This window comes from Streptococcus mitis (assembly GCF_002096815.1).
Taxonomy (GTDB): Bacteria; Bacillota; Bacilli; order Lactobacillales; family Streptococcaceae; genus Streptococcus; species Streptococcus mitis_AD.
Window position 1 is genome coordinate 35,517 of the sequence record NZ_NCVJ01000018.1, and the last position, 24,400, is coordinate 59,916.

Genomic DNA, 24,400 nt, shown 5'->3' on the forward strand with positions numbered 1-24,400 from the left:
TATTTTATTCATATAGAGGAGTTTTTAAATGGGAACATTAAATGATTTTAAGTTGGTAAATAAAATTTCAAGAAAATATTTTGGTAAACTAAAAAAGGAACCAGTTGGTGAAATTACAGATGAGGAGAAATCAAGACTTGGCTTTTACTTATTCATTCTTTCTTGTATTACAGATGTAACAGACGTTGAAGATGTAGAAAAGATGGTTATTGATACCGATTTTCATCGTAAATTATATGGTGTCACAAATAATGATTTAGGTATTGATGCTGTTTATATAGACGAAGAGAACTATGACATTAAGCTTTTTAATTTTAAGTATCGTGAGAGGTTTAATCCTGACAAGTCTCAAGCTTTAAATACAGTTAGTGATAGTACTAAGTTTTTAAATGCAGTTTATGCTCAGAATACTGAAGGTTTAGATGAACTAACTAGAATTACAGTTCAGTCAATAATTGATAAATATAATTCTAATGATATTTGGAACACGCAGTTATATTTAGTATCTAATGAAAATCATAAGTTAAATTTAAATGTTAATGAAGTTAAATCATTCATTGATAGTAATGATGTTGAGATAGTAACAATTAGTTTGGACGAAATTATAGAATTTGTTTCAGAAAAACCAGAAGATAGAAAAGCAACATTTATCGTTGATTCTGATTCTGTAATGACTTTTAAAGATGATCCCATGTCATCCTCACAATCATACTTGGTTAAATTACCTTTAATTACTTTGATTAGGCTGACTTGTAAAGATGATGAGTTGAAAGAACAATATTCGATTGAAGATTATTCTAAATTATCAGAAGTGGAGCTAGATATTGGATTGTTATATGATAATGTTCGAGGCTATTTGGGAAGTACAAAGTTTAATAAAAATATTTTGAAATCTATTGATAGCGCTCCTAATCGATTTTTTATGTTTAATAATGGTATTACCATGACTGCGAATAAGATTACTGCTCAAAAGATTAATGCAAATCAAAAGTTAAAGTGCTCTTTAGATGGTTTTCAAATTGTGAATGGAGGACAGACTCTAAGAACGATTTATAAATATAAAGATGCTGATTTTGATGAAGAAAAATTATCTAATGCAGAAATTCTAGTTAGAATTTTCCAAACTGAAAATGATAAGACATTAACAAATAATATAGCCGAATACACTAATAGTCAAAATGCTATTTCTCCTGTAGATTTAAAATCAATAAGCAATATACAAATTAAGATTGAAGAATATCTGAAACAATATGGAATTATGTATATTAGAAAAGTTGATAGAAGTATAGAGATTTCTGAGGAGTCTATTACAATGGAGGTTATGGCCCAGCTTATATATTCTAAAATGGGTTATCCTGAAGTTGTTACAAATCAAAAGGGAGCGCTTTTTAATAGATTTTATGATGACATATTTAATGAACAATTAGATTTTGATGAGTTGATAACATTGTATAGAACATACAGGGAGATAGAGCAATACTATAGTCTTATACATAAAGAATCAACAAAGCAAATGAGATTTTATATTGTTTGGTTAATGCTTGCTAAAGGAATGGAACTTAAACTAGCTGTCAGCAAGTTAAATGAAGCATTAGAAACGTATAGAACCGATGAGAATATATCTAATGCTAGGAAAATTATTCAAAGACCTTTTAAAGAGCACTTAGAAAAATTGATTTAAAAATTAGATTGAAGATTATGAAAAAGCAACTAGAATTGCAAAAACTCATATCTATCATGCTAGGATATCTTGGAATTACGCTATTTATACATCCTAGCTACTTAGTTAAATTAGTAGCGGTATGTATTTTTGTTGGCTTACTATTTTTTTGGAAAAAGAAAATGGTCAACTGGGTGCAATTAAAATGGGGTTTGTTAAAGGAAATTCGGAGAAGAAAGTATTTTTTTATTACTGAAAAAGGATATAAAACGGATTTAAAGAAAAGGCGGGAATTAGGTGCTGCAGTTTATTATTTAACAAATATAGGTTTTATGGTAATTCTTGTAGTTATTTCTGTGTTAAATTCACTTAATCTAGTGGCATTTAAAGGATTAATTGCTATAGTAGCAATCGGAGCAATGATTATAGCATTGGCTGGCATAATTATTGCAGCTAAAAATTATTTAACAGGATTATATTATTATCTTATTCCTTTAGCAATGCTTTTATTTACTTTAGATTATGTAAAGTCATTTTCAGATATAAAATCTATTGTAGTTTACATAATTTTGGTTTTCATAGCATATAGTGTTTTTGCAATATTATTACCATTGCATTCTTTAAGAAAAATAACAAACATGACATGGCTATTTGGAGTGTTGACTACTTTACTTGTTCCGCTTCTTCTTGAATATTTTTTTCAATATTATATAATAAATGAAATTAATGGACAAATTTCAAATGAATCAATTACACTTGAAACGCTAATGAAGTTAAATTTATCTACAGAGGTTATCTCATTTTTTAAAGAGAATCCTGATGCTATTGAATTAATAAAAAGATTTAGGGAGATGTATATTTCTTTTGAAATTCATTCCTTAACTTCTGAACTTTCAGTTATAAGATTTCTTTTACTTACAGCTTATTCTCTTGGAACGATTATAATTACTTCAAAAATCAAATTAGGGAAATCAAAGGCTAAAGACTTATATAATAATATTAAATCATCTCCGGAAGTCCAATATTCAGAGCTAAGAGACTGTATTTTTTACGGTGGTGAAGAATACGAAAATAGGATAATGGATAATGAAATTTTGAGGTCTAAAATTATCAGTGAAGAAGAAAAATGCGATAAAAATCAAGATAGTAAATGGTGGGAGATATGGAGTGCTAAATTTATTGAAACTTTTAGTTTGATATTTAAAAAAATGATTTAATATAGGAGAAACAACATGATCAACCGTTACTCTCGCCCTGAGATGGCGAACATTTGGAGTGAAGAAAATAAATACCGTGCTTGGCTTGAGGTGGAAATCTTGGCTGATGAAGCATGGGCTGAGTTGGGGGAAATCCCTAAGGAAGATGTGGCTTTGATTCGCGAGAAGGCAGACTTTGACATCGACCGCATTTTGGAAATCGAGCAGGAGACTCGCCACGATGTGGTGGCCTTCACACGTGCGGTTTCTGAGACTCTTGGTGAAGAGCGCAAGTGGGTCCACTATGGTTTGACTTCTACCGACGTGGTGGACACGGCCTACGGGTATCTTTACAAGCAGGCAAACGATATCATCCGTCGTGACCTTGAAAACTTCACCAACATCATCGCTGATAAGGCTAAGGAGCATAAGTTCACCATCATGATGGGGCGTACCCACGGCGTGCACGCTGAGCCTACAACCTTTGGTCTTAAATTGGCAACTTGGTACAGCGAAATGAAGCGCAATATCGAGCGTTTCGAGCATGCGGCTGCTGGAGTGGAAGCTGGTAAGATTTCTGGTGCGGTTGGGAACTTTGCTAACATTCCACCATTTGTAGAACAATACGTCTGCGACAAGCTTGGTATCCGTGCTCAAGAAATCTCAACACAGGTTCTTCCTCGTGACCTTCACGCTGAGTACTTTGCAGTTCTTGCCAGCATCGCGACTTCTATTGAGCGCATGGCGACTGAGATTCGCGGTTTGCAAAAGTCTGAACAACGCGAAGTAGAAGAATTCTTTGCTAAAGGGCAAAAAGGGTCTTCAGCAATGCCTCACAAGCGCAATCCTATCAGTTCTGAGAACATGACAGGTCTTGCGCGTGTCATCCGTGGTCACATGATTACAGCCTATGAGAACGTGGCTCTCTGGCACGAACGCGACATTTCCCACTCATCAGCTGAGCGCATCATCACACCAGATACGACCATCTTGATTGACTACATGCTCAACCGTTTTGGAAATATCGTCAAAAACTTGACAGTCTTCCCAGAAAACATGATCCGCAACATGAACTCGACATTTGGTTTGATTTTCAGCCAACGCGCTATGTTGACCTTGATTGAAAAAGGCATGACCCGTGAGCAAGCCTATGACTTGGTGCAACCAAAAACAGCCTACTCTTGGGACAACCAAGTAGACTTTAAACCGCTTCTTGAAGCAGATTCAGAAGTGACATCACGTCTCACACAAGAAGAAATCGACGAAATCTTTAATCCTCTTTACTACACCAAACGAGTGGATGATATCTTTGAACGTCTAGGACTGGGTGATTAATTAAAAAATAAACAGCGAGGCTCAATCTCGCTGTTTATTATTTATCGAAAAGACTTAGTCTTCTTTTCTTTTAGTGAGTCCATAGACTGCTAGTGTGGCCATGAGTCCTGCGACTACTAGTCCTGCAGAATCGTGACTTCCTGTTTCAGGAAGTTTTTTCTCTGTTGCCACAGGAGCTGGACCTTGAGGAAGAGCTTTATTTTCCTCAGCAGGAGCAGTTGCTGGAGCTGGTTGGCTTGGGATTTCTAGTTTTGGTTTTTCTTCAGCAATAGCGGCTTGTCCGTTTTCATCGCCTACATGTGTTACCATAGTTCCGACTTCGACTATTTGTGTAACAGCTTCCTGCGCTACGACACTATTTACAAGAGTTTTCACTTCTTTACCATCGGCAGAAGTGCTCACAGAGTAGAAGTTTGTACGGCGACCGTTGACACCTTTAGTAATGACTTGTGTTTTTCCTTTGAGCAAGAGTGGATTTTCACGAGTCACTGTGGTAAATGGAATTTCTTCTTCTTGGATATCTAGTCTAGGTTTTGTTTCTGCAACTGGAGCAAGATCATGTTCATCACCTACATGTGTTACCATAGTTCCGACCTCAACAATTTGAGTAACTGCTTCTTTGGTTACAAGACTATCTACAAGTGTTTTCACTTCCTTGCCATCAACAGTGCTCACAGAGTAGAAGTTGCTACGATGTCCATTGACGCCCTTAGTAATGACTTGTGTTTTTCCTTTGAGTAAGAGTGGATTTTCACGAGTTACTGTGGTAAATGGAATTTCTTCTTCTTGGATATCCAGTCTAGGTTTTACCTCAGTAGTTGGTGCAAGACCACTTTCATCACCCTTGTGAGTTACAGGAGCGCCGACTTCAACCACTTGGTTTACAACTTCTTTGGTTACCTGGCTATCAAGGACTGTTTCTGTTGTTTTTCCATTTTCAGTGAGTACAGAGATGTAATGAGTTCGTTCACCTTTGACTCCTGCTGTAATAATATTTTCCTGACCAGCTGGGAGGTTAGGATTTTCTTTCTTGATAACTTCAAATGGAATTTCTTCAGTTCTTGTGATGAGTTCTGGACTGGTTTCAACATTGGCAGCCACTTCATTTTCATCCAGGCTTCCTGAATGAGTTGCAGCTGGTTTAAGACCTAAGCGAGCGGCTTTTAGGTTGGCTACAAGTGTGTCAAGCTCAGCTTGTTTATTACGGTTGAGGTTGTAATTTAGAGCTGTTTTAGCTGCGTCAAGGGCCTCAAGACTTTCTTTACTATATCCTTCTAAGTTTGTAGGAGTTTTAGCTAATTCTTCGCGGAGAGCATTATAATTAGCACGGAAGTAGTCTTTGTTGTGGTCTGCAAAGGCAGTCATGAGTTCAAAGATTTCTTCTTCCTTGTACTCTGCGCTTGGTTTGTCTGCCCAGATAGCAAGCATACTGCCGACTGTTGGAAGGTCTACTTCGGGATACTTAGTAGAAGCAAGTTGATTGAATGGAACTTTACCAGAATTTTCAACAGCTTTTGATAGTGGATAAGCTTCGTCTGGTTTATGATTGCCTAGAACATAATACCAGTCTCCATTGGTGTTGAGGAGTTTGTATCCTTTACTTGCCAGGTACTGAGGAGTTGCAAGGTTGTAACCCCACCATCCTTTAGACCAGTAAGAGATGATGACATCCTTATCAAACTGAACATCGTCCTTGTCTTCATAGTAGAAGCCATCGTTGAAGGCCATTGGTTGAAGACCTCTTTCTTTGGCCATGGCAGCAAGGGTGTTAGAGTACTCAGCAAACTTGCCATAGAGATTGTAGTATTTTAGATAATACCAGCCTTGCGCGTTGGTGGCATCATTGGCATATTCGTCTGTACCATAGTTAAAGATCTTAGTCTTGCCTGCAAAGAAGTCCATGTACTTGCCAATAAGTGCTTTGACAAAGTTCATGGCCTCTTCGTTTTCAAGGTCCATGGTTGTTTTGGAGACCTTGTCAAAGTTGGCTTGAGGATTTTTAATACCCAATTTTTCCATGGCAACCAGCATAGCATCCATGTGACCTGGACTGTTAATAGCTGGGATGAGACCGATGCCCTTAGATTTAGCGTATTCAATTAGTTCTGTCACTTCTGCCTGTGTAAGTGCAGTCCCGTTTGGATCATCGTAGTAAGCTTTTGTTCCTTGGATGATGGCATTTTTGACATCATCACTTGCATAGGTTTTTCCGTTGGCAGTGATGGTCATATCATCGAGTAGGAAGCGAAGTCCGTCATTTCCTAGAAGGAGATGGACATCAGAATATCCCAGCTCACTGGCCTTATCTACGATGCGTTTGAGTTGGTCAAGAGTAAAGTATTTGCGTCCAGCATCGATGGAGATTACCTTGTTTTTAGCAAGTTTTTCAACCTCACGTTTAGCATCTTCTTCTTTTTGAGCTTCTGGTGTGAAGGTCAAATTGCTAACTGCTTCTTGAAGTTTTGCAATTGCTTGGTCAATTGTGTCTTGTTGGGCACGGCTGAGGTTGCTATCAAGTGAACGGATGGCTTTTGCTGCTTCGTTAACCGCTGCGACGCTTTCTGCAGTATAACGGTTAAGGTCTTTTGGTACCTCGTTAAGTGCTTTTTCTGCAGACTCATAATCAGCTGCGAAGTATTCAGCGTTAGAATTTGCGAATTGACGCATGAGTTTGAAGAGGCGTGATGGTGAATAACGTGCAGATGGAGTGTCAGCCCAAGCAGCTACCATACCACCGATGATTGGGATATCAGCTCCTTCTGTTTTTGGTACAGAAGTGATTGGTGTGTTTTTAATACCATTGAGCCCCTGATCGAGATTGTACCAACCTTGGCCATCTGCATTTCGCCCAAGAACATAGTACCAAGCATCGTTAGTATTTAGGATTTGGTGACCTTTTTCTACTAGAAGTTTAGAAGAAGCAACGTCGTAACCTCCCCAACCACCAGTCCACATTGAAACGATGATATCTTTGTCAAAAGTTCCGAAGCTAGTATCACTATTGTAGTAAATACCATCATTGAAGGCCATTGGTTTGAGACCGTGAGATTTTACAATACGAGCTAGGTCATTGGCGTAGGCAATAAATTTTTCATAGCCTTTTACAGGATAGCCTTCGTTTGGATAGTATTTATCAGCTTGAAGAACGCTCCAACCTTTAGCGTTTGTTGCGTCATTGGCATATTCATCCAGTCCGATGTTGAAGATTTCAGTCTTTTTCGCGAAATAAGCAGCATACTTGTCAATAAGGGCTTTTGTAAAAGCGACCGCTTGTTCGTTGTCAAGATCGACAGTACGGGCTGATTCCTTCCCAAAATAGTTAAAGTTAGGGTTTTGGATTCCCAATTCTTTCATGGCATTGAGAATCGCATCCATGTGACCAGGACTATTTACTGTCGGAATGAGACCGATGCCTTTATCTTTGGCATAGTTAATCAGATCTGTCATTTGACTTTCTGTTAAGTGATTGCCGTTTGGATCGTTGTAATAATCATTTGTACCTTTTTCAATGGCACGCTTGACATCATCACTGGCATAGGTCTTGCCGTTAGCTGTGATGCTCATATCGTCCAACATGAAGCGGAGTCCATCATTTCCGACTAATAGGTGTAAATCAGTGTAGCCATAATGTTTCGCTTTGTCAATGATTTCCTTGAGTTGTTCTGGTGAGAAATATTTACGTCCAGCATCAATAGAAACAATTTTCTTTTTCGCTAGTTTTTCATTTACAGTTGCAGCACGTTCCTTTCCTGCCTCTGTTGCCGGTTTGTCAGCCTCTGCTTTCGCTTCATCTTTTTCAGCTGGTTTATCCTTGTCAGTCTTGTCTGTATTTGACTCTTTAGAATCAGCCTCTTTCTTAGGGCTAGTTTCTTCTGCCTTTTTATTAGCAGTTTCTTTTTCAGCAGAAGTTGGCGTTACCACTTCTGCTTTATCACTAGGAGTTGAACTAACTTCCTCTTGTGGTTTTTCTTCTGTTTTTGGAAGACTAGCTACCTTATCAGCAGCTGGAGTTTCTGTTTCTACAGTTTTTGGAGCTTCTGGTTGAAGCTCTGCTTTAGGTGTTTCCTCAGTCCGATTTTCGGATGATTGAGGGGAATCAGAAACCGTATGGATGGTCGGTTGGTTTTCTGTAGTAGGAGTAACTCCATCGGCTGTAACAGTCTGTGCTTGGAAGGCGAATCCAATTAGAACAGAAGCTGCTCCTACAGCGTATTTACGAATAGAAAAACGCTGTTGTTTTTCATGTTTCATTGCAAAACCTCCTGATTGCATTGTTATATTGATAGCGTTTACATAAATCAACACCTTTATTTTATTTCTTATATTAACGAGAGTCAAGAGGAGATGACGAAAAACTATAATAAGTATAAAAAAATATAAAATTTAAACTTAAGATTTCAGATTGGTCGGAAAGATACATATATATATCTAGTATAATTTTTTGGTTCTATTTCTATAAAATACTCCACAAATTATAGAATCTTCCAAAAATAGGTAAGCGCTACCTTTTTGGTGTGGTATAATAAACATAGAAAAAGCCCAAGCGCTTAGGCTCAGGCTTTCTTCTTAGTGATCACGGTCACATGAAATGAATTTGATTTTGTAGTAATCCGCTCGTTTATATGTTTCGCTATATGCGAGAACTTGACCAGTAGACTCTAGTTTAGTAGTCTTGGTTTGTAAAACGGTTGGGAATTGTTCATCGACTCCGAGGATTGAAGCCGCATGTTCTGGAGTTGGAAATGCTATTTCATTGATTTCTTCAAAATGTTCATCATTCATGTGAATGTGGTAATCCAATTTGAAACGGTTATAGATAGAGCTATAATATTCAAGATTTGGATAATTTGCGTTGATGTATTGTTCTGGGATGTAAGATGTATGGTAGATGTACACAACACCACCTGTTTCGCGAACGCGTTCAATCTTGTAGTAGAACTGATCTCCGCGTAGTCCAAGTTTTTCTAAGTAGCTTAGTTTATTTCCACGCTCAATAGAAAGGACGGTAACTTTATCATCTTTAGTTTCAAAAACTTCTACATCTGAAAACTCTACGAGTTTGTGTTTGCGTGCGCGTGAAACGAATGTACCCTTTCCTTGTTGACGGACAATATAGCCATCCTTGGCAAGGTCGTTTAAAGCGCGAACAACTGTGATAGAACTAACATCATACATTGCAATCAATTCAGCTTCAGTGTAGAATTTATCTCCACTGGCAAATTGACCAGAAATGATTTTGTTCTTTAACTCATCTTTAATATATTGATACTTTGGAATTGCCATATTTTCACCTCGATTTTCCTTCTCCGTTAAAGATTTTACCATAAAACTGGAAAGAATAGTAGCCTTTTGAATAAAAAAATTAGAATAATAGGCTATAAGGTTAATTTACATAGGAATAAATAGAAAAACCTACATTTTTATACATGGTGCTAAAATGTTGTTATGACTATAGATTACAAGATTTTTATAAGTTTTTTGTGTAAAATTTAGTGAAAAATGAAAAAAATTGTGAAAACCTATTGACAAATGTAAGATATTGAGATATATTTACTATATCAACAAATGAAAGCGTAAACTTTATTGTCAGAAGGTAAGAATATGACACGATTTGAGATACGGGATGATTTTTATCTCGATGGAAAATCATTTAAGATTTTATCTGGCGCCATTCATTATTTTAGGGTTCCTCCAGAAGATTGGTATCATTCGCTCTATAACTTGAAGGCTCTTGGTTTTAATACAGTAGAGACTTATGTGGCCTGGAATTTACACGAGCCTCGTGAGGGTGAGTTTCACTTTGAAGGAGCTCTGGATTTGGAGCGATTTCTTCAGACAGCACAAGATTTGGGTCTCTACGCTATCGTTCGTCCGTCACCCTTCATCTGTGCGGAGTGGGAATTCGGTGGCTTACCAGCCTGGCTCTTAACAAAGAATATGAGACTTCGTTCCTCAGATCCTGCTTATATTGAAGCTATCGGTCGCTACTATGACCAGCTCTTGTCACGATTGGTGCCACATTTGTTGGACAAGGGTGGCAATATCATCATGATGCAGGTTGAAAATGAGTATGGTTCTTATGGAGAAGATAAGGCTTATCTGAGAGCAATTCGACAGTTGATGGAAGAGCGTTGCGTAACCTGTCCTCTCTTTACATCAGATGGTCCATGGAGAGCTACTCTGAAAGCTGGAACCTTAATCGAAGATGACCTCTTTGTGACAGGGAACTTTGGTTCTAAGGCACCTTATAACTTTTCACAGATGCAGGAATTCTTTGATGAGCATGGTAAGAAATGGCCACTCATGTGTATGGAGTTCTGGGACGGCTGGTTCAATCGTTGGAAAGAACCGATTATCACACGGGATCCCAAAGAATTGGCAGATGCAGTTCGAGAGGTTTTGGAACAAGGTTCCATCAATCTTTACATGTTCCATGGTGGTACAAACTTTGGCTTCATGAATGGTTGCTCGGCTCGAGGAACCTTGGATTTGCCACAAGTTACATCTTATGATTACGATGCCCTTCTGGATGAAGAAGGAAATCCAACTGCCAAATATCTGGCAGTCAAGAAGATGATGGCAACACATTTTCCAGAGTATCCGCAGTTGGAACCACTCTACAAAGAGAGTATGGAGTTGGATGCTATTCCACTAGTTGAAAAAGTTTCCTTGTTTGAAACTTTGGATAGCTTGTCAAGTCCAGTAGAAAGCCTCTATCCTAAAAAGATGGAGGAGTTGGGACAAAGCTATGGCTATCTACTCTATCGAACAGAAACAAACTGGGATGCAGAAGAAGAAAGACTTCGTATCATTGACGGTCGAGATAGAGCTCAGCTTTATGTCGATGGTCAGTGGGTCGAAACCCAATATCAGACAGAAATTGGGGAAGATATTTTTTATCAAGGTAAAAAGAAAGCGCTATCTAGGTTAGATATCTTGGTAGAAAATATGGGACGTGTCAACTATGGACACAAGTTCTTAGCGGATACGCAACGTAAGGGAATTCGGACAGGGGTTTGTAAGGATTTGCACTTCTTACTAAACTGGAAACACTATCCACTCCCACTAGACAATCCTGAGAAAATTGATTTTTCAAAAGGATGGACAGAAGGACAACCAGCCTTTTATGCTTATGATTTTACAATCGAAGCGCCAAAAGATACTTACCTAGACTTGTCTGAGTTTGGTAAGGGAGTTGCCTTTGTCAATGGGCAGAATCTAGGACGTTTTTGGAACGTCGGCCCGACCCTCTCGCTTTATATCCCTCATAGCTACCTCAAGGAAGGTGCAAACCGCATTATTATCTTTGAGACAGAGGGTGAATATAAAGAAGAGATTCATTTAACTCGAAAACCTACACTAAAACATATAAAGGGGGAAAACTTATGACAATTGTAGGATGCCGTATCGATGGACGTTTGATCCACGGACAAGTAGCCAATCTATGGGCTGGAAAACTAAATGTTTCACGTATCATGGTTGTAGATGACGAAGTTGTCAACAACGACGTTGAAAAGAGTGGTTTGAAACTTGCAACACCACCAGGTGTGAAGTTGAGTATTTTGCCAATTGAGAAAGCGGCAGCCAATATTCTTGCTGGAAAATACGATAGCCAACGTCTCTTTATCGTGGCTCGTAAACCAGACCGCTTCCTTGGTTTGGTAGAAGCAGGTGTACCAATTGAAACCCTTAATGTTGGGAATATGTCTCAAACACCAGAAACTCGCGCCATCACACGTTCTATCAACGTAGTGGACAAGGATGTGGAAGACTTCCACAAATTGGCAGAAAAAGGTGTTAAACTTACTGCTCAAATGGTTCCAAATGATCCAATTTCAGACTTTTTGAGCTTATTAAAATAGGAAAAAATTTTTAGGAGGTCATTGTTATGATACAATGGTGGCAAATTTTACTTCTCACTTTGTACTCAGCTTATCAAATCTGTGATGAGTTGACGATCGTTTCTTCTGCAGGTTCCCCTGTATTCGCTGGTTTCATTACTGGTTTAGTCATGGGAGATTTGACAACTGGTTTGTTTATCGGTGGTAGCTTGCAGTTGTTCGTACTTGGGGTAGGTACCTTCGGTGGTGCTTCTCGTATTGACGCAACTTCTGGTGCGGTTCTTGCGACTGCTTTCTCAGTTTCACAAGGAATCGAAACAGACCTTGCGATCACTACAATCGCTGTACCAGTAGCAGCACTTTTGACTTACTTCGACGTACTTGGTCGTATGACTACAACATTCTTCGCTCACCGTATTGACGCTGCGATTGAACGCTTTGACTACAAAGGAATCGAACGTAACTATCTTCTTGGTGCGCTTCCTTGGGCTCTATCTCGTGCCCTTCCAGTATTCTTCGCCCTTGCTTTCGGTGGAGAATTCGTACAAGGTGTTGTAAACCTTGTTAAAGAATACCAATGGGTTGCAGACGGTTTGACTCTTGCAGGTCGTATGCTTCCAGGTCTTGGATTCGCTATCTTGCTTCGTTACCTTCCAGTTAAACGTAACCTTCACTACCTTGCTATGGGATTTGGTTTGACAGCTATGTTGACTGTTCTTTACTCAAACGTACAAAGTCTTGGTGGAGCAGTTGCAGGTGTTATCGGTACTCTACCTAAAGATGTTGCTGAAAAAATTGGTTTCGTGAACAACTTCAAAGGTTTGTCTATGATTGGTATCTCTATCGTAGGTATCTTCCTTGCAGTGCTTCACTTCAAAAATAGCCAAAAAGTAGCTGTAGCAGCACCTTCTACACCATCAGAAAGTGGGGAAATCGAAGATGACGAATTCTAATTACAAACTTACAAAAGAAGATTTTAATCAAATCAACAAACGTAGCTTGTTTACTTTCCAATTAGGCTGGAACTACGAACGTATGCAAGCTTCTGGTTACCTTTACATGATCTTGCCTCAATTGCGTAAAATGTATGGGGATGGAACTCCTGAATTGAAAGAAATGATGAAAGTTCATACTCAATTCTTCAATACTTCACCATTCTTCCACACTATTATCGCTGGTTTTGACCTTGCCATGGAAGAAAAAGATGGAGTAGGTTCAAAAGATGCCGTTAACGGTATCAAGACAGGTTTGATGGGACCATTCGCTCCTCTTGGAGATACAATCTTCGGTTCACTTGTACCTGCTATCATGGGATCTATCGCAGCAACTATGGCTATCGCTGGCCAACCATGGGGTATCTTCCTTTGGATCGCAGTTGCAGTAGCGTATGACATCTTCCGTTGGAAACAGTTGGAATTTGCCTACAAAGAAGGGGTTAACCTTATCAACAACATGCAAAGTACTTTGACAGCTTTGATTGACGCTGCATCTGTACTTGGTGTCTTCATGATGGGTGCTCTTGTAGCAACAATGATCAACTTTGAAGTTTCTTATAAATTGCCAATCGGTGAAAAGATGATTGACTTCCAAGACATCTTGAACTCAATCTTCCCACGCTTGCTTCCAGCAATCTTTACTGCCTTTATCTTCTGGTTGCTTGGTAAGAAAGGTATGAACTCTACAAAAGCAATTGGTATCATCATTGCTCTTGCATTAGGTCTTTCATTCATCGGTAAATTCTTGCTTGGAATGGGCGCATAATTTATGGTTAAATCATTAATTTTGGTGAGTCATGGTCGCTTCTGTGAAGAACTTAAAGGTAGCACTGAAATGATCATGGGTCCACAAGACAATATTCATGCAGTGGCTCTTCTTCCAGAAGATGGTCCAGAAGAATTTACTGCGAAATTTGAAGCTGCTATTGAAGGTTTGGATGATTTCCTAGTCTTTGCGGATCTTCTCGGTGGAACACCATGTAACGTGGTCAGCCGTTTGATTATGGAAGGTCGTGACATCGAACTTTACGCAGGGATGAATCTTCCAATGGTGATTGAATTTATCAATGCGAGCCTTACAGGCGCAGATGCGGACTATAAGAACCGTGCTGCAGAAAGCATCGTTAAAGTTAATGACCTGTTAGCTGGCTTCGATGATGACGAAGATGAATAATACTCTTCGAAAATCTCTTTAAACCATACTAGTGTCGCCTTGCCGTAGGTATATGTTACTGACTGCGTCAGTTCTATCTGCAACCTCAAAACAGTGTTTTGAGCAACCTGCGGCTAGTTTCCTAGTTTGGTCCTTGATTTTCATTGAGTATAAGATGTGACAACGTGAAAATCGTTAGAGCATTTTATATAGAATATACATGGGAATGGGGCTTACTCCCATTCCCATATTTAATAGAAAAAGAGGGAATCAATGTTACATTATACAAAAGAAGACTTGATTGAATTGGGGGCAGAAATCACTACACGTGAAATCTACCAACAGCCTGATGTATGGAAAGAAGCTTTTGAATCTTATCAAGCAAAACGTGAAGAAATTGCAGCCTTTCTGCAAGGGATTGCTGATAAACATGACTATATCAAGGTTATTTTGACAGGTGCGGGGACTTCTGCTTATGTGGGAGATACCTTGGTACCTTACTTTAAGGAAGTATATGACGAACGCAAATGGAATTTCAATGCCATTGCGACAACAGATATCGTTGCCAATCCAGAAACTTATTTGAAAAAAGATGTGGCGACTGTCCTTGTATCCTTTGCTCGTAGTGGGAACTCGCCTGAAAGTGTGGCGACTGTTGATTTGGCCAAGGCCTTGGTGGATGAGCTTTATCAAGTGACGATTACTTGTGCAGCAGATGGTAAGTTGGCTCTTCAAGCCCATGGAGATGACCGCAATCTCTTGCTTTTGCAACCAGCTGCTTCTAATGATGCTGGATTTGCCATGACTTCTAGCTTTACGTCTATGATGTTGACAGCTCTCTTGGTCTTTGATCCTACAGAATTTGCTGTGAAAGCTGAACGTTTTGAAGTTGTATCTAGTCTTGCCCGTAAAATTCTAGACAATGCAGAAGATGTCAAAGAACTTGTTGACCTAGACTTTAATCGTGTCATCTATCTAGGTGCTGGTCCTTTCTTTGGACTTGCTCATGAAGCTCAGCTCAAGATTTTGGAATTAACAGCTGGTCAAGTTGCGACCATGTATGAAAGTCCAGTTGGCTTCCGTCACGGTCCAAAATCCCTTATCAACGAAGATACAGTTGTTTTGATCTTTGGAACAACGACAGACTACACTCGTAAGTACGACTTGGACTTGGTTCGTGAAGTTGCTGGTGACCAGATTGCCCGTCGTGTTGTGCTTTTGAGTGATCAAGCCTTTGGTCTTGAAAATGTCAAAGAAGTGGCCCTTGGTTGTGGTGGTGTTTTGAATGATATTTACCGTGTCTTCCCTTACATCGTTTATGCCCAACTCTTCGCCTTATTGACTTCACTCAAGGTAGAAAATAAACCAGATACACCGTCTCCTACAGGTACAGTAAACCGTGTGGTACAGGGTGTTATCATCCACGAATATCAAAAGTAATACAGTTTTTATGAATTCTTGACAAGAGGATTTGTAAATTATCAGATAAACCATAGATTGTCAGTAGGCTTTCTATGGTTTGTTTGCTTGAGAGAAATAGTAAAAGGAGAACAGAATGAAAGCATACACAGAGCGTGTATTTGGAAATGTTGAGGGCAAGGATGTCTTGGCCTATCGCTTTGAGACTGACGGTGGTTACCAACTTGAGGTCATGACTTATGGAGCAACCATCTTGCGCTATGTCACACCTGACAAGGCTGGAAATTTTGCCAATGTTATCTTGGGATTTGATGACTTTGATAGCTATGTAGGCAATAGTCCCAAGCATGGAGCTAGTGTAGGTCCTGTGGCAGGCCGTATCGCAGGTGCGACTTTTGAGCTTAATGGTAAGACTTATGACCTTGAGGTCAACAATGCTAGCAACTGTAACCACAGTGGCTCAACAGGTTGGGATTCAAGCTTGTTTGAACTAATTGAAGTGAGCGATCATGGCTTGACTCTCTACACAGAGCGTACAGATGGGACAGGAGGGTTCCCTGGTAACCTCAAGATCTGGATCAGCTACCACTTGGAAGAAACTGGAGCTTACGAAATCAGCTACAAGGTGATGACAGATCAGGATACGCTGCTCAATCCAACCAACCACAGCTATTTCAACTTGTCTGGTGATTTCACGCAGACAATTGACCGCCATGTCTTCCAGCTAAATACTGAGGGCATTTACCCAATCGCTCCAGACGGTGTTCCTGCCAAAACTCCAGATGCCAATCGTGATGTGGTTAAACACATCTATAATGGAGCTTTGTTGAAGGATATCTTTGCAGAGAAAGATGAGCAAATCCAGCTGGTATCTGGTTTGGATCACCCATTTGCTCTTCCTGCAGGTCATGACAATGCTGGTTTCCTTTATGACCAAAATTCAGGTCGCTTCTTGCTTTTCAAGACAGAGGCTCCTTGTTTTGTAGTCTACACAGCAAACTTTGTGGATGAAAGTGTCATCATAGGAGGTCGGCCAATGGTACAGCACAATGGGATTGCCCTTGAAGCGCAAGCTTTACCAGATGCCATTCACAGCGACGTCAAAGACCAAGTCATTCTTAAAGCCGGTCAAACCTTTACAAGCAAGACACGTTATGAGCTTGTTGTGAAGTAAACATTTAGAAATATGATAGGCATTCCAGCAGTTAGGTATCTAATTTTAGGAATGCCTTTTATTATTCCCTTATTTGCATATCTATCCCTAGAATCTTTTGAAAAGTTGATGTATAATAGAAAGAGTTGTGTATTTTACTATAAATCAACATACTAATTTAATGATGTAAAAGAGGGGAATATGAATTTCAAAACTAGTGGAGAAGAAAGACAGAATTTCTCGTTAAGAAAATTGGCAGTTGGCCTTGTATCTGTAGCAGTTGCGTGTTTCTTTTTGATGGGAACTGGCCTACAGACGGTATCTGCCCAAGAATCTCATACCGTTAACTATACATATGTTTTAGAGTCTGATTTGACTGATGAAGAGAAGGCTCTCTTAGTTACATCCCTACCACAAGTAGCGGAAGAATCTGATGCGACTTACTATCTGGTTTATCGAGCCAATCAAGTATTGCCCAATACGGGGACCAGCTCTTCATTAGGGACTGTTGCCTTGGTGGCAGGCCTTAGTTTATTGATTGTAGTAGTTCTTAAGGGACGTGATGGCAAGAGCAAGATTAGTCGATTCTTGTTAGTAAGCGCTCTAGGCAGTCAGTTGCTGTCTCCAACTGCCCTTGCCTTGACTAGCGAAACACTAGCTGCTTATAACACCCAACTATCGGTTCAGGCAGGAGATGCCTTGCCAGCCCCGGTTGATATTCCTGGTTATACATACATAGGATATGTGAAAAATAAAGTAGACGTTGTTAAGCAATCAGATAAACAGAAGGCGCATGACAGCAAGTCTAACTTAGAAAATGTAGATAGCTCAACGATAGAGGAACAACAAGGAGGAACACCTTCTCCTATAGAGTCTCAACTACAAAAAAACAATGAAACTGTAGTGCAAGCAAAGGGGAGCCAAGAGCCGGGTCATGAGGGCGATGCCCTAGTTCAACCCGTTCAACCGACTTATACAGAACCCGTTAGCACCCAAGGCACACAAGAGTCAGGTCATGAAGGCGAGGCTCTAGTTCAACCAGTTCAACCGGCCTACACAGCACCAATCAGTACTCAAGGTACACAAGAGTCAGGTCATGAGGGCGAGGCTCTAGTTCAACCCGTTCAACCAGCGTATACAGACCCAATTAGCACTCAAGGCACACAAGAGTCAGGTCATGAAGGCGAATCCCTTGTTCAATCAGAACTACCAGTTTACACAGGTCCTCAGGAGGGAGCTCCAGTTGAGCCAACAGTGCCAGAGTCTACAGAAGTTGTTAGCAGTAAGGGCACGAAAGAGCCCGGCCATGAGGGTGAAGCCTTAGTTCAACCAGTTCAACCAGCCTACACAGCATCGATCAGTACTCAAGGCACACAAGAGTCAGGTCATGAAGGCGAATCCCTTGTTCAATCAGAACTACCAGTTTACACAGGTCCTCAGGAGGGAGCTCCAGTTGAGCCAACAGTGCCAGAGTCTACAGAAGTTGTTAGCAGTAAGGGCACGAAAGAGCCCGGCCATGAGGGTGAAGCCTTAGTTCAACCCGTTCAGCCATCTTACACAGCTCCAATTAGTACCCAAGGTACGCAAGAGCCCGGTCATGAGGGCGAGGCACTAGTTCAACCCGTTCAACCAGCCTACACAGCATCGATCAGTACTCAAGGTACACAAGAGTCAGGTCATGATGGTGAGGCACTAGTTCAACCCGTTCAACCAGCGTATACAGATCCAATCAGCACTCAAGGTACCCAAGAGTCGGGTCACGAGGGTGAGGCTGCTGTAGTAGAGACTCTTCCTGAACTGCCTTTGACAAGCAATCATCGTACAGTAACAGAAACCATTCCTCATGAAACTGAAGAAATTGAAGATGCGACTATCTTAAAAAATCATCGAGAAATTGCTCAGGAAGGAAAAGACGGTTTACGGACAATCGAGTATGAAGATTATCTCGTAGATGGTAAGGTGGAAGCTAGCAAGGAAATCTCACGTACAGAAGTAGAACCAACCAAAGAGATTGTCAAGGTTGGTAGTCTTGTTAAAACCAAACCAACAGTTGAAATTACTAATCTGGTTAAAGATGAGAGCAAAAAAGCAGTAGCAGTCAACTACCGCTTAGATGACCCAACGTCTGCTTTTGTTAAGGCCAAGGCCCAAATTTTTCAAAATGGAACACTGATTAAAGAAGTGGATTTGAAAGATTTATCCGTTCAGCAAACGATTGATGGTTTGGACTACTATACTCCTTATACAATTAAGACTTATCTAACCTATAATCTAGGTCAATCTGATCAGGAAAGTACAGAAGTATTGACGAAAGATTTTCAGTTAGACTATAAGAAAATTGAAATCAAAGATATAGATGAGGTTGGTCTCTATGGTAAGGAAGATGGTCACTACCGTCGTTATCTGAACCTATCAGAAGTACCAAGCGACTTGTCACCTTATTTTGTCAAAGTCAAATCAGACAAGATGAAGGAAATGTTGTTACCAGTTAGCTCTATTAAGGAAACAGCTGATGGGAAATATAAGGTAACCGTTGCCTTCAACGAACTGGTTCAAGAGGAAGGTTCAGCATACAAGGATAACTATAGCTTCACAGTGGATAAGCAAAAACTTGCCAAGGATGGAGTTTATACTTCCTTCAAGAAACTGGTTGCTGCCATGCAAGGCAATCTCGCTGGAACCTTTAAACTGGGGGCTGATATGACAGCCGATGAGGTATCCTTAGCTAAGGGACAAACCAGCTATGTGACAGGTAATTTCACTGGTCATCTTATCGGTACGAGTGATGGGAAGCCATTTGCGATTTATGACCTGAAGACAGCCTTGTTTGATAATTTGACCAAGGCTACTGTGAAAGATATTGACCTTAAAGCGGTAGCGATTAAGAGTCAAGAAGACACAGCTAGCCTAGCAAAAGTAGCCACTAACAGCCAGATTAGTAATGTAGCTGTAGAAGGTCAATTATCAGGTAGTAAGTCAGTGGCAGGTTTGGTAGCGAAGGCTCAAGATACAGAGATAAGCAATAGTTCCTTTACAGGTAGCATTCAGGCCAAGCATACGGATACTTCTCCTTACTATGTGGGAGGTATAGCAGGGCTCCTATCTGGTAATAAGGCTAAGATTGATAAGGTAGCCGTTGATGCAAATATTTCTAGTAATGCCCGCAACAATGACCAATTTGCTGGAGGTATTGTAGGGAAAGTTCAAAGTGGTGCTTTGGTTTCTCATGCATTAGCAAGTGGAACCATCCTCAATACGACAACCTATCCACGTGTCGGAGGTATAGCAGGTTCTACATGGCAAAATGGCCGTATCCATCATGTCGTTAGCATGGTCAATACTGGAGATGGCTATGCCATCACAGGAGACCAATATAAGGGAGCGGACATCAAAGACGCTAGCACTACCGTTGAGAACAAGAAGGCCGATTTCTATGCGATCCCAATCACCCAAGACCAGGCTAGAGAAAAGGTCCAGTCTTATGGGATGACAGTGACACTAGACGATACAGGTCAAACGCTAAAGGACAATCAACGAAGTGTGGACTATACTCAGTTAAGTCAAGGCCAAGCTAGTCGAAAAGTTGCTTATCACAATATTGAGAAATTGATGCCTTTCTACAACAAAGAGTTAGTGGTTCACTATGGAAATCAAGTAGATCCTACTGATAAGCTCTATACTACAGAACTGCTGGATGTTGTACCAATGAAGGACAATGACATCATCACAGATATTCAGGCCAATAAAGCAACGATCAATAAGCTTATGTTGCATTTTGCTGATAATACAATCAGCTATCTGGATGTCACCTACAAAGAAGATTTCAAAAATACACAAATTGCAGAGTACAGCGTAGCAGGTAAAAACTTTATCTTTACACCAGAGGCCTTTTTATCTGACTATACGAAAGTGACCAATCAGGTCCTAGCAGATTTGCAAGGGGTCGAATATGACTCAGCAGCTATGAGAAGAGTTCTGGGCATTGAGGCAGATGCTTCACTTGATCCGCTATATTTGGACAAAGAATTTGAAAAAGTTAAAGCCAATATCGGTGAACATCTCCGTAAAGTGCTAGCCATGGACAAGTCTATCAATACGATGGGAGATAGTATAGCAACCTACATTAGCGAAAAAATCAAAAACAACAAGGAAGCTTTCTTGCTTGGTTTAACCTACCTCAATCGCTGGTACAATATCAACTATGATCACATCAATACCAAGGATCTCAATACCTATAAGTTTGACTTTGATGGCAATAGCACAGCTTCAACCTTGGATACCATCATTGCCCTAGGTCAGAGCGGTATGGAAAATCTCAAGGCATCAAATAATATAAGTGCCTATGAAACAACCCTGGCCCCTGCAAAAGGACGTAAGACAGTGACTGATTTACTAGAGTCTTACAGAAAACTCTTCCTACCAACTAAAACCAATAATGAATGGTTGAAGACAAATACCAAGGCCTATATCGTAGAGAGTAAGTCAGCAATTCCAGAAGTGCGTGCCAAACAAGAGTCAGCTACACCAGATAGTAAGTATACGCTGGGAGTCTATGACCGTATTACGGCACCAAGTTGGAAATTAAAAAATATGCTCCTACCGCTATTTACATTGCCAGAAGAGGATGTTTATGTGATTTCAAACCTTTCTACCTTGGCCTTTGGTGGCTACGAACGCTATCGTGACCGTGTCAATAATACAGTCTTGTCAGGAGAGGAATTGCGTCAGTATGTCCGTGCTAAGGTCGACCAGTCGGCTGAATGGCAACGAGACCACTATGATATCTGGTACCATCTCCTTTCACCAGAATACAAAGAAAAACTCTTCCGTTCAGTCATGGTGTCAGATGGCTTTGGTATGAAAGATAGCAATAGCAAGTATTACTGGGCTACCCTGTCTGATAAGGCCATTGATTCTATCTACAACTTCTTTGGACCAACTGGTAAGTGGTATGGGGAAAGTAAAGGAGCTGGAGCTTATGCCAACGGTTCAGAGGTTCACTATGTCAGCGACCGCTTGTTGGATAAGTACGGAACATCTGTCTATACCCATGAAATGGTTCATAATTCTGACGGACATATTTACTTTGAAGGAAAAGGTCGTCGTGAAGGATTGGGAGCAGAGTTGTATGCCTTAGGACTGTTGCAATCTGCTGACAACCTAGATAAGGATGCCATTGTCTTGAATACTCTCTATAAAGGGGATAAGGATTCACCAACTCGCTTGCATACTTATGATCCGACAAGCCGCTTCACATCAGCCGCAGCCTTGCAAGAGTATGTGCACGGTATGTACGATGTCTTGTACACCTTGGATGCTATGGAAGCCAATGCCATTTTAACTAAGTCAAATGATGTTAAGAAAAAATGGTTTAGAAAAATAGAGAATTTCTACATTGAGGACAAGTATCATAAACAAACTCATGCTGGAAACTCTGTTCGTCCATTGACAGATGCTGAAGTAAGTAAACTAACCAGTCTGGATGCCTTGATTGACAATGATATCATCAACCGTCGGGCTTACCGTGATAAGAGCGACTATACTCGTAATGGCTATCATCTTATCAGTATGTTCTCACCGATTTATGCTGCCCTCAGTAATCCAAAGGGTGCGCCTGGTGACATCATGTTTAGAAAGACAGCCTACGAATTGTTGGCAGAAAAAGGTTATCAAGATGGGTTCTTACCATATGTATCCAACCAATATGCAGAAGAAGCTAAACGAAACGGGGACATTACCTATTCAGATTGGCACGGAAAAGATGTGGGACTCATCACTGATAGTCTCGTCTTGAAAAATGTCTTTGCCAACCAATATGGTTCATGGGCTGATTTCAAGAAGGATATGTTTAATAAACGTATTCGCAAGCAAGACCAGTTGAAACCAATCACTATTCAGTATGAACTTGGTGTACCAAACAGCAGCAAGGAGATTACAATTCGTTCAGCTGCTCAAATGCAAGAACTCATCGATCAAGCAGTGGCAAAAGATGTGGCTAACATTGACCGTACGACAAGCCACGCTCCTGCAAGTTGGGTCCACTTATTAAAACAAAAAATCTACAATGCCTACCTACGTAGCACAGATGATTTCAGAGAATCGATTTATAAACAATAAGAAAACTCCCCCACGCTATCCTGTCTAATCCAGTCTATCTTGCAGATGGTCAGTCTTTGTGATAGAATAGCATAAAGTCCTTTTGAGGGGGAACTTGCTAGGAAATCCCCAAGCATTGTAACGGATGAACCACCCTCGCTTTTTTGTGAGGGTGGTTTTTCCTTTGTAAGCAGAAAATAAGAGAGAAAGAGTCTACATCATGTCGAGAATTGTCAGCATTCATCCAGCCAAGGAAATCCATCGCTATGGTTTTGAGAGTACCCAGGTCTATCGAGCTCGTATAGCACGACATCTGGGTTTGGAATATGTTCACCTTGTATCGAGCCCTCAGCTTCGTCCTGACTGGAAGAAAGACTTGGTTAAGTTAGGATTTTTAGAAAAGGAATTGCTCTGTGTTCCGCATAGTTTTTCAGATATAGGCCATGCAGACTTATCAGTGAAGCCAGAAAGTTTAACGCTAGCAGATGGAGATCAGGTTGAACTCAATGAGGATGGTTTTGTGGCCTCAGTTACCCTAGGAGATGGCTCGGGGAGATATTACTATACCAAGGGGCCCTTCTTGTTTGAAGATTTCAAGGAGAAGGAACTTCGTTGGTATCATGAAAATGGAGAACTGGCCCTGGAAGGACGCTTTATCAATCCCTTTAAAGAACCCTCTCCTGTAACCATCTTTTATCCAGAGTATATCTACCGCATAGGAGGAGAAATCCGTTCTGAAGAGGACTTGCTGGTTAAGTTCTTAGCCAAGTGGGCCCAGCAAACCGATCTCTTCATCCGTGACCAACAAATCGTTCCCAAACCCAGCCTCTGGCGTTATATGGAAAATACGGACAAAAATTACTATGAAGTTGTCCATGAAAATATCATGCGAGATTTACGTCTCGCCAATCTGCGCAAGACAAATAAATATCTAGTTGCCAGTGAAGTGTTGACTGATACTTTGGCGAAACAAGGGTATGATACCAAGTTTTTACCTCCAATGTTTACAGAAAAATTAGGTCAGCTAAGAAAAATCGGACCTGTTTTGGACTATTGCCTAGTGGGTCATATGGGAGAAGGCAAGAACGTTGAACTTGTCATTGAAGCCTTTATCGAACTCTACAAACGTGGCTTCAAGGCCCAGATTACCTTTTATGGTGGCTCAGAGGAACGTCTAGCAGAATTACAGAATCAATATGATCTTCCGCCAACCATTCACTTTAAAGGTATCGTTAACGAAGTGCCTTATCATCTGCACCAATGTTACCTGTCAGCTAGTTATACAGAGTTATTTGCCAATGCCTGTGTTGAAGCCTTGAATCAAGGTTTGCTAGCCTTATTATCGGATGTGGATATTGCTCATCGTTTCTATGCTGGCCAGTCCAATGCCATCAACTTGTTTAAAACCAAATCAGAGTTGATTCAAAAGATAGAAAAGATGGAACAGCCTGATTTTTATCTATTAAATGAAAAAAATCTAGCTTTGGCCTCTCGCTATTCTCTGGAAAAAGTAGCTCACATATACAGAGAGCTATTAGATAGGAACTTCTAG

14 protein-coding genes are annotated in these 24,400 nt (G+C 40.3%); 12 read left to right on the forward strand and 2 right to left on the reverse strand.

Going from position 1 to position 24,400, the window contains the following annotated elements; translation table 11 throughout:
- The first annotated feature begins 28 nt into the window (after positions 1 to 28).
- Genes B7696_RS03250 through purB form a run of 3 tightly spaced genes read left to right on the forward strand, consistent with a single transcriptional unit; the run spans position 29 to position 4,191 of the window.
- Positions 29 to 1,681 carry an AIPR family protein gene (locus B7696_RS03250; RefSeq protein ID WP_084862114.1) on the forward strand — a complete coding sequence of 551 codons (1,653 nt, stop codon included), beginning with the start codon at positions 29 to 31 and terminating at the stop codon, positions 1,679 to 1,681.
- A gap of 17 nt (positions 1,682 to 1,698) precedes the next feature.
- A complete protein-coding gene (locus B7696_RS03255) occupies positions 1,699 to 2,877 on the forward strand; it encodes a hypothetical protein (RefSeq protein ID WP_192856277.1) in 1,179 nt (392 codons plus the stop codon).
- A gap of 15 nt (positions 2,878 to 2,892) precedes the next feature.
- Positions 2,893 to 4,191: an adenylosuccinate lyase gene (gene purB / locus B7696_RS03260; RefSeq protein ID WP_084862116.1), complete on the forward strand. Its 1,299-nt coding sequence runs from the start codon at positions 2,893 to 2,895 to the stop codon at positions 4,189 to 4,191.
- 54 nt (positions 4,192 to 4,245) lie between these two features.
- Here purB and strH read toward each other — a convergent pair whose 3' ends face one another.
- Complete coding sequence (gene strH / locus B7696_RS03265) at positions 4,246 to 8,442, reverse strand: LPXTG-anchored beta-N-acetylhexosaminidase StrH (RefSeq protein WP_084862118.1); 4,197 nt, start codon at positions 8,440 to 8,442, stop codon at positions 4,246 to 4,248.
- Between the two features lie 315 nt (positions 8,443 to 8,757).
- On the reverse strand, positions 8,758 to 9,474 hold the full coding sequence (locus B7696_RS03270) for a GntR family transcriptional regulator (protein ID WP_001007193.1): 717 nt from the start codon (positions 9,472 to 9,474) through the stop codon (positions 8,758 to 8,760).
- A 318-nt stretch (positions 9,475 to 9,792) separates the two neighbouring features.
- On the opposite strand from B7696_RS03270, the gene B7696_RS03275 reads away from it, so the two are divergent.
- The 9 genes from B7696_RS03275 to B7696_RS03320 all read left to right on the forward strand — a co-directional run bounded on the left by B7696_RS03275 (position 9,793) and on the right by B7696_RS03320 (position 24,400).
- Positions 9,793 to 11,580 carry a glycoside hydrolase family 35 protein gene (locus B7696_RS03275; protein WP_020903314.1) on the forward strand — a complete coding sequence of 596 codons (1,788 nt, stop codon included), beginning with the start codon at positions 9,793 to 9,795 and terminating at the stop codon, positions 11,578 to 11,580.
- Positions 11,577 to 12,053 (forward strand): PTS sugar transporter subunit IIB, encoded by a 477-nt coding sequence (locus B7696_RS03280; RefSeq protein ID WP_020903315.1) that lies wholly within the window; start codon positions 11,577 to 11,579, stop codon positions 12,051 to 12,053. The genes B7696_RS03275 and B7696_RS03280 overlap by 4 nt, the downstream gene beginning before the upstream one ends.
- A gap of 26 nt (positions 12,054 to 12,079) precedes the next feature.
- The gene (locus B7696_RS03285; RefSeq protein ID WP_084862120.1) at positions 12,080 to 12,985 is read left to right on the forward strand and encodes a PTS mannose/fructose/sorbose/N-acetylgalactosamine transporter subunit IIC; all 906 of its coding nucleotides are present in this window, start codon (positions 12,080 to 12,082) and stop codon (positions 12,983 to 12,985) included.
- The gene (locus tag B7696_RS03290; protein WP_070842459.1) at positions 12,972 to 13,793 is read left to right on the forward strand and encodes a PTS system mannose/fructose/sorbose family transporter subunit IID; all 822 of its coding nucleotides are present in this window, start codon (positions 12,972 to 12,974) and stop codon (positions 13,791 to 13,793) included. Before B7696_RS03285 ends, B7696_RS03290 begins: the two co-directional genes overlap by 14 nt.
- A 3-nt stretch (positions 13,794 to 13,796) precedes the next feature.
- Positions 13,797 to 14,201, forward strand: a complete 405-nt coding sequence (locus B7696_RS03295; RefSeq protein ID WP_000240985.1) for a PTS sugar transporter subunit IIA — start codon at positions 13,797 to 13,799, stop codon at positions 14,199 to 14,201.
- 252 nt (positions 14,202 to 14,453) lie between these two features.
- Positions 14,454 to 15,620, forward strand: a complete 1,167-nt coding sequence (locus B7696_RS03305; protein WP_084862123.1) for an SIS domain-containing protein — start codon at positions 14,454 to 14,456, stop codon at positions 15,618 to 15,620.
- Positions 15,621 to 15,735: 115 nt separating this feature from the next.
- The gene (locus B7696_RS03310; RefSeq protein WP_084862126.1) at positions 15,736 to 16,773 is read left to right on the forward strand and encodes an aldose epimerase family protein; all 1,038 of its coding nucleotides are present in this window, start codon (positions 15,736 to 15,738) and stop codon (positions 16,771 to 16,773) included.
- 180 nt (positions 16,774 to 16,953) lie between these two features.
- Entirely contained in the window at positions 16,954 to 22,869 is a 5,916-nt protein-coding gene (locus B7696_RS03315) for a ZmpA/ZmpB/ZmpC family metallo-endopeptidase (protein ID WP_084862128.1), read from the forward strand.
- Between the two features lie 199 nt (positions 22,870 to 23,068).
- Positions 23,069 to 24,400 (forward strand): glycosyltransferase, encoded by a 1,332-nt coding sequence (locus B7696_RS03320; protein ID WP_084862130.1) that lies wholly within the window; start codon positions 23,069 to 23,071, stop codon positions 24,398 to 24,400.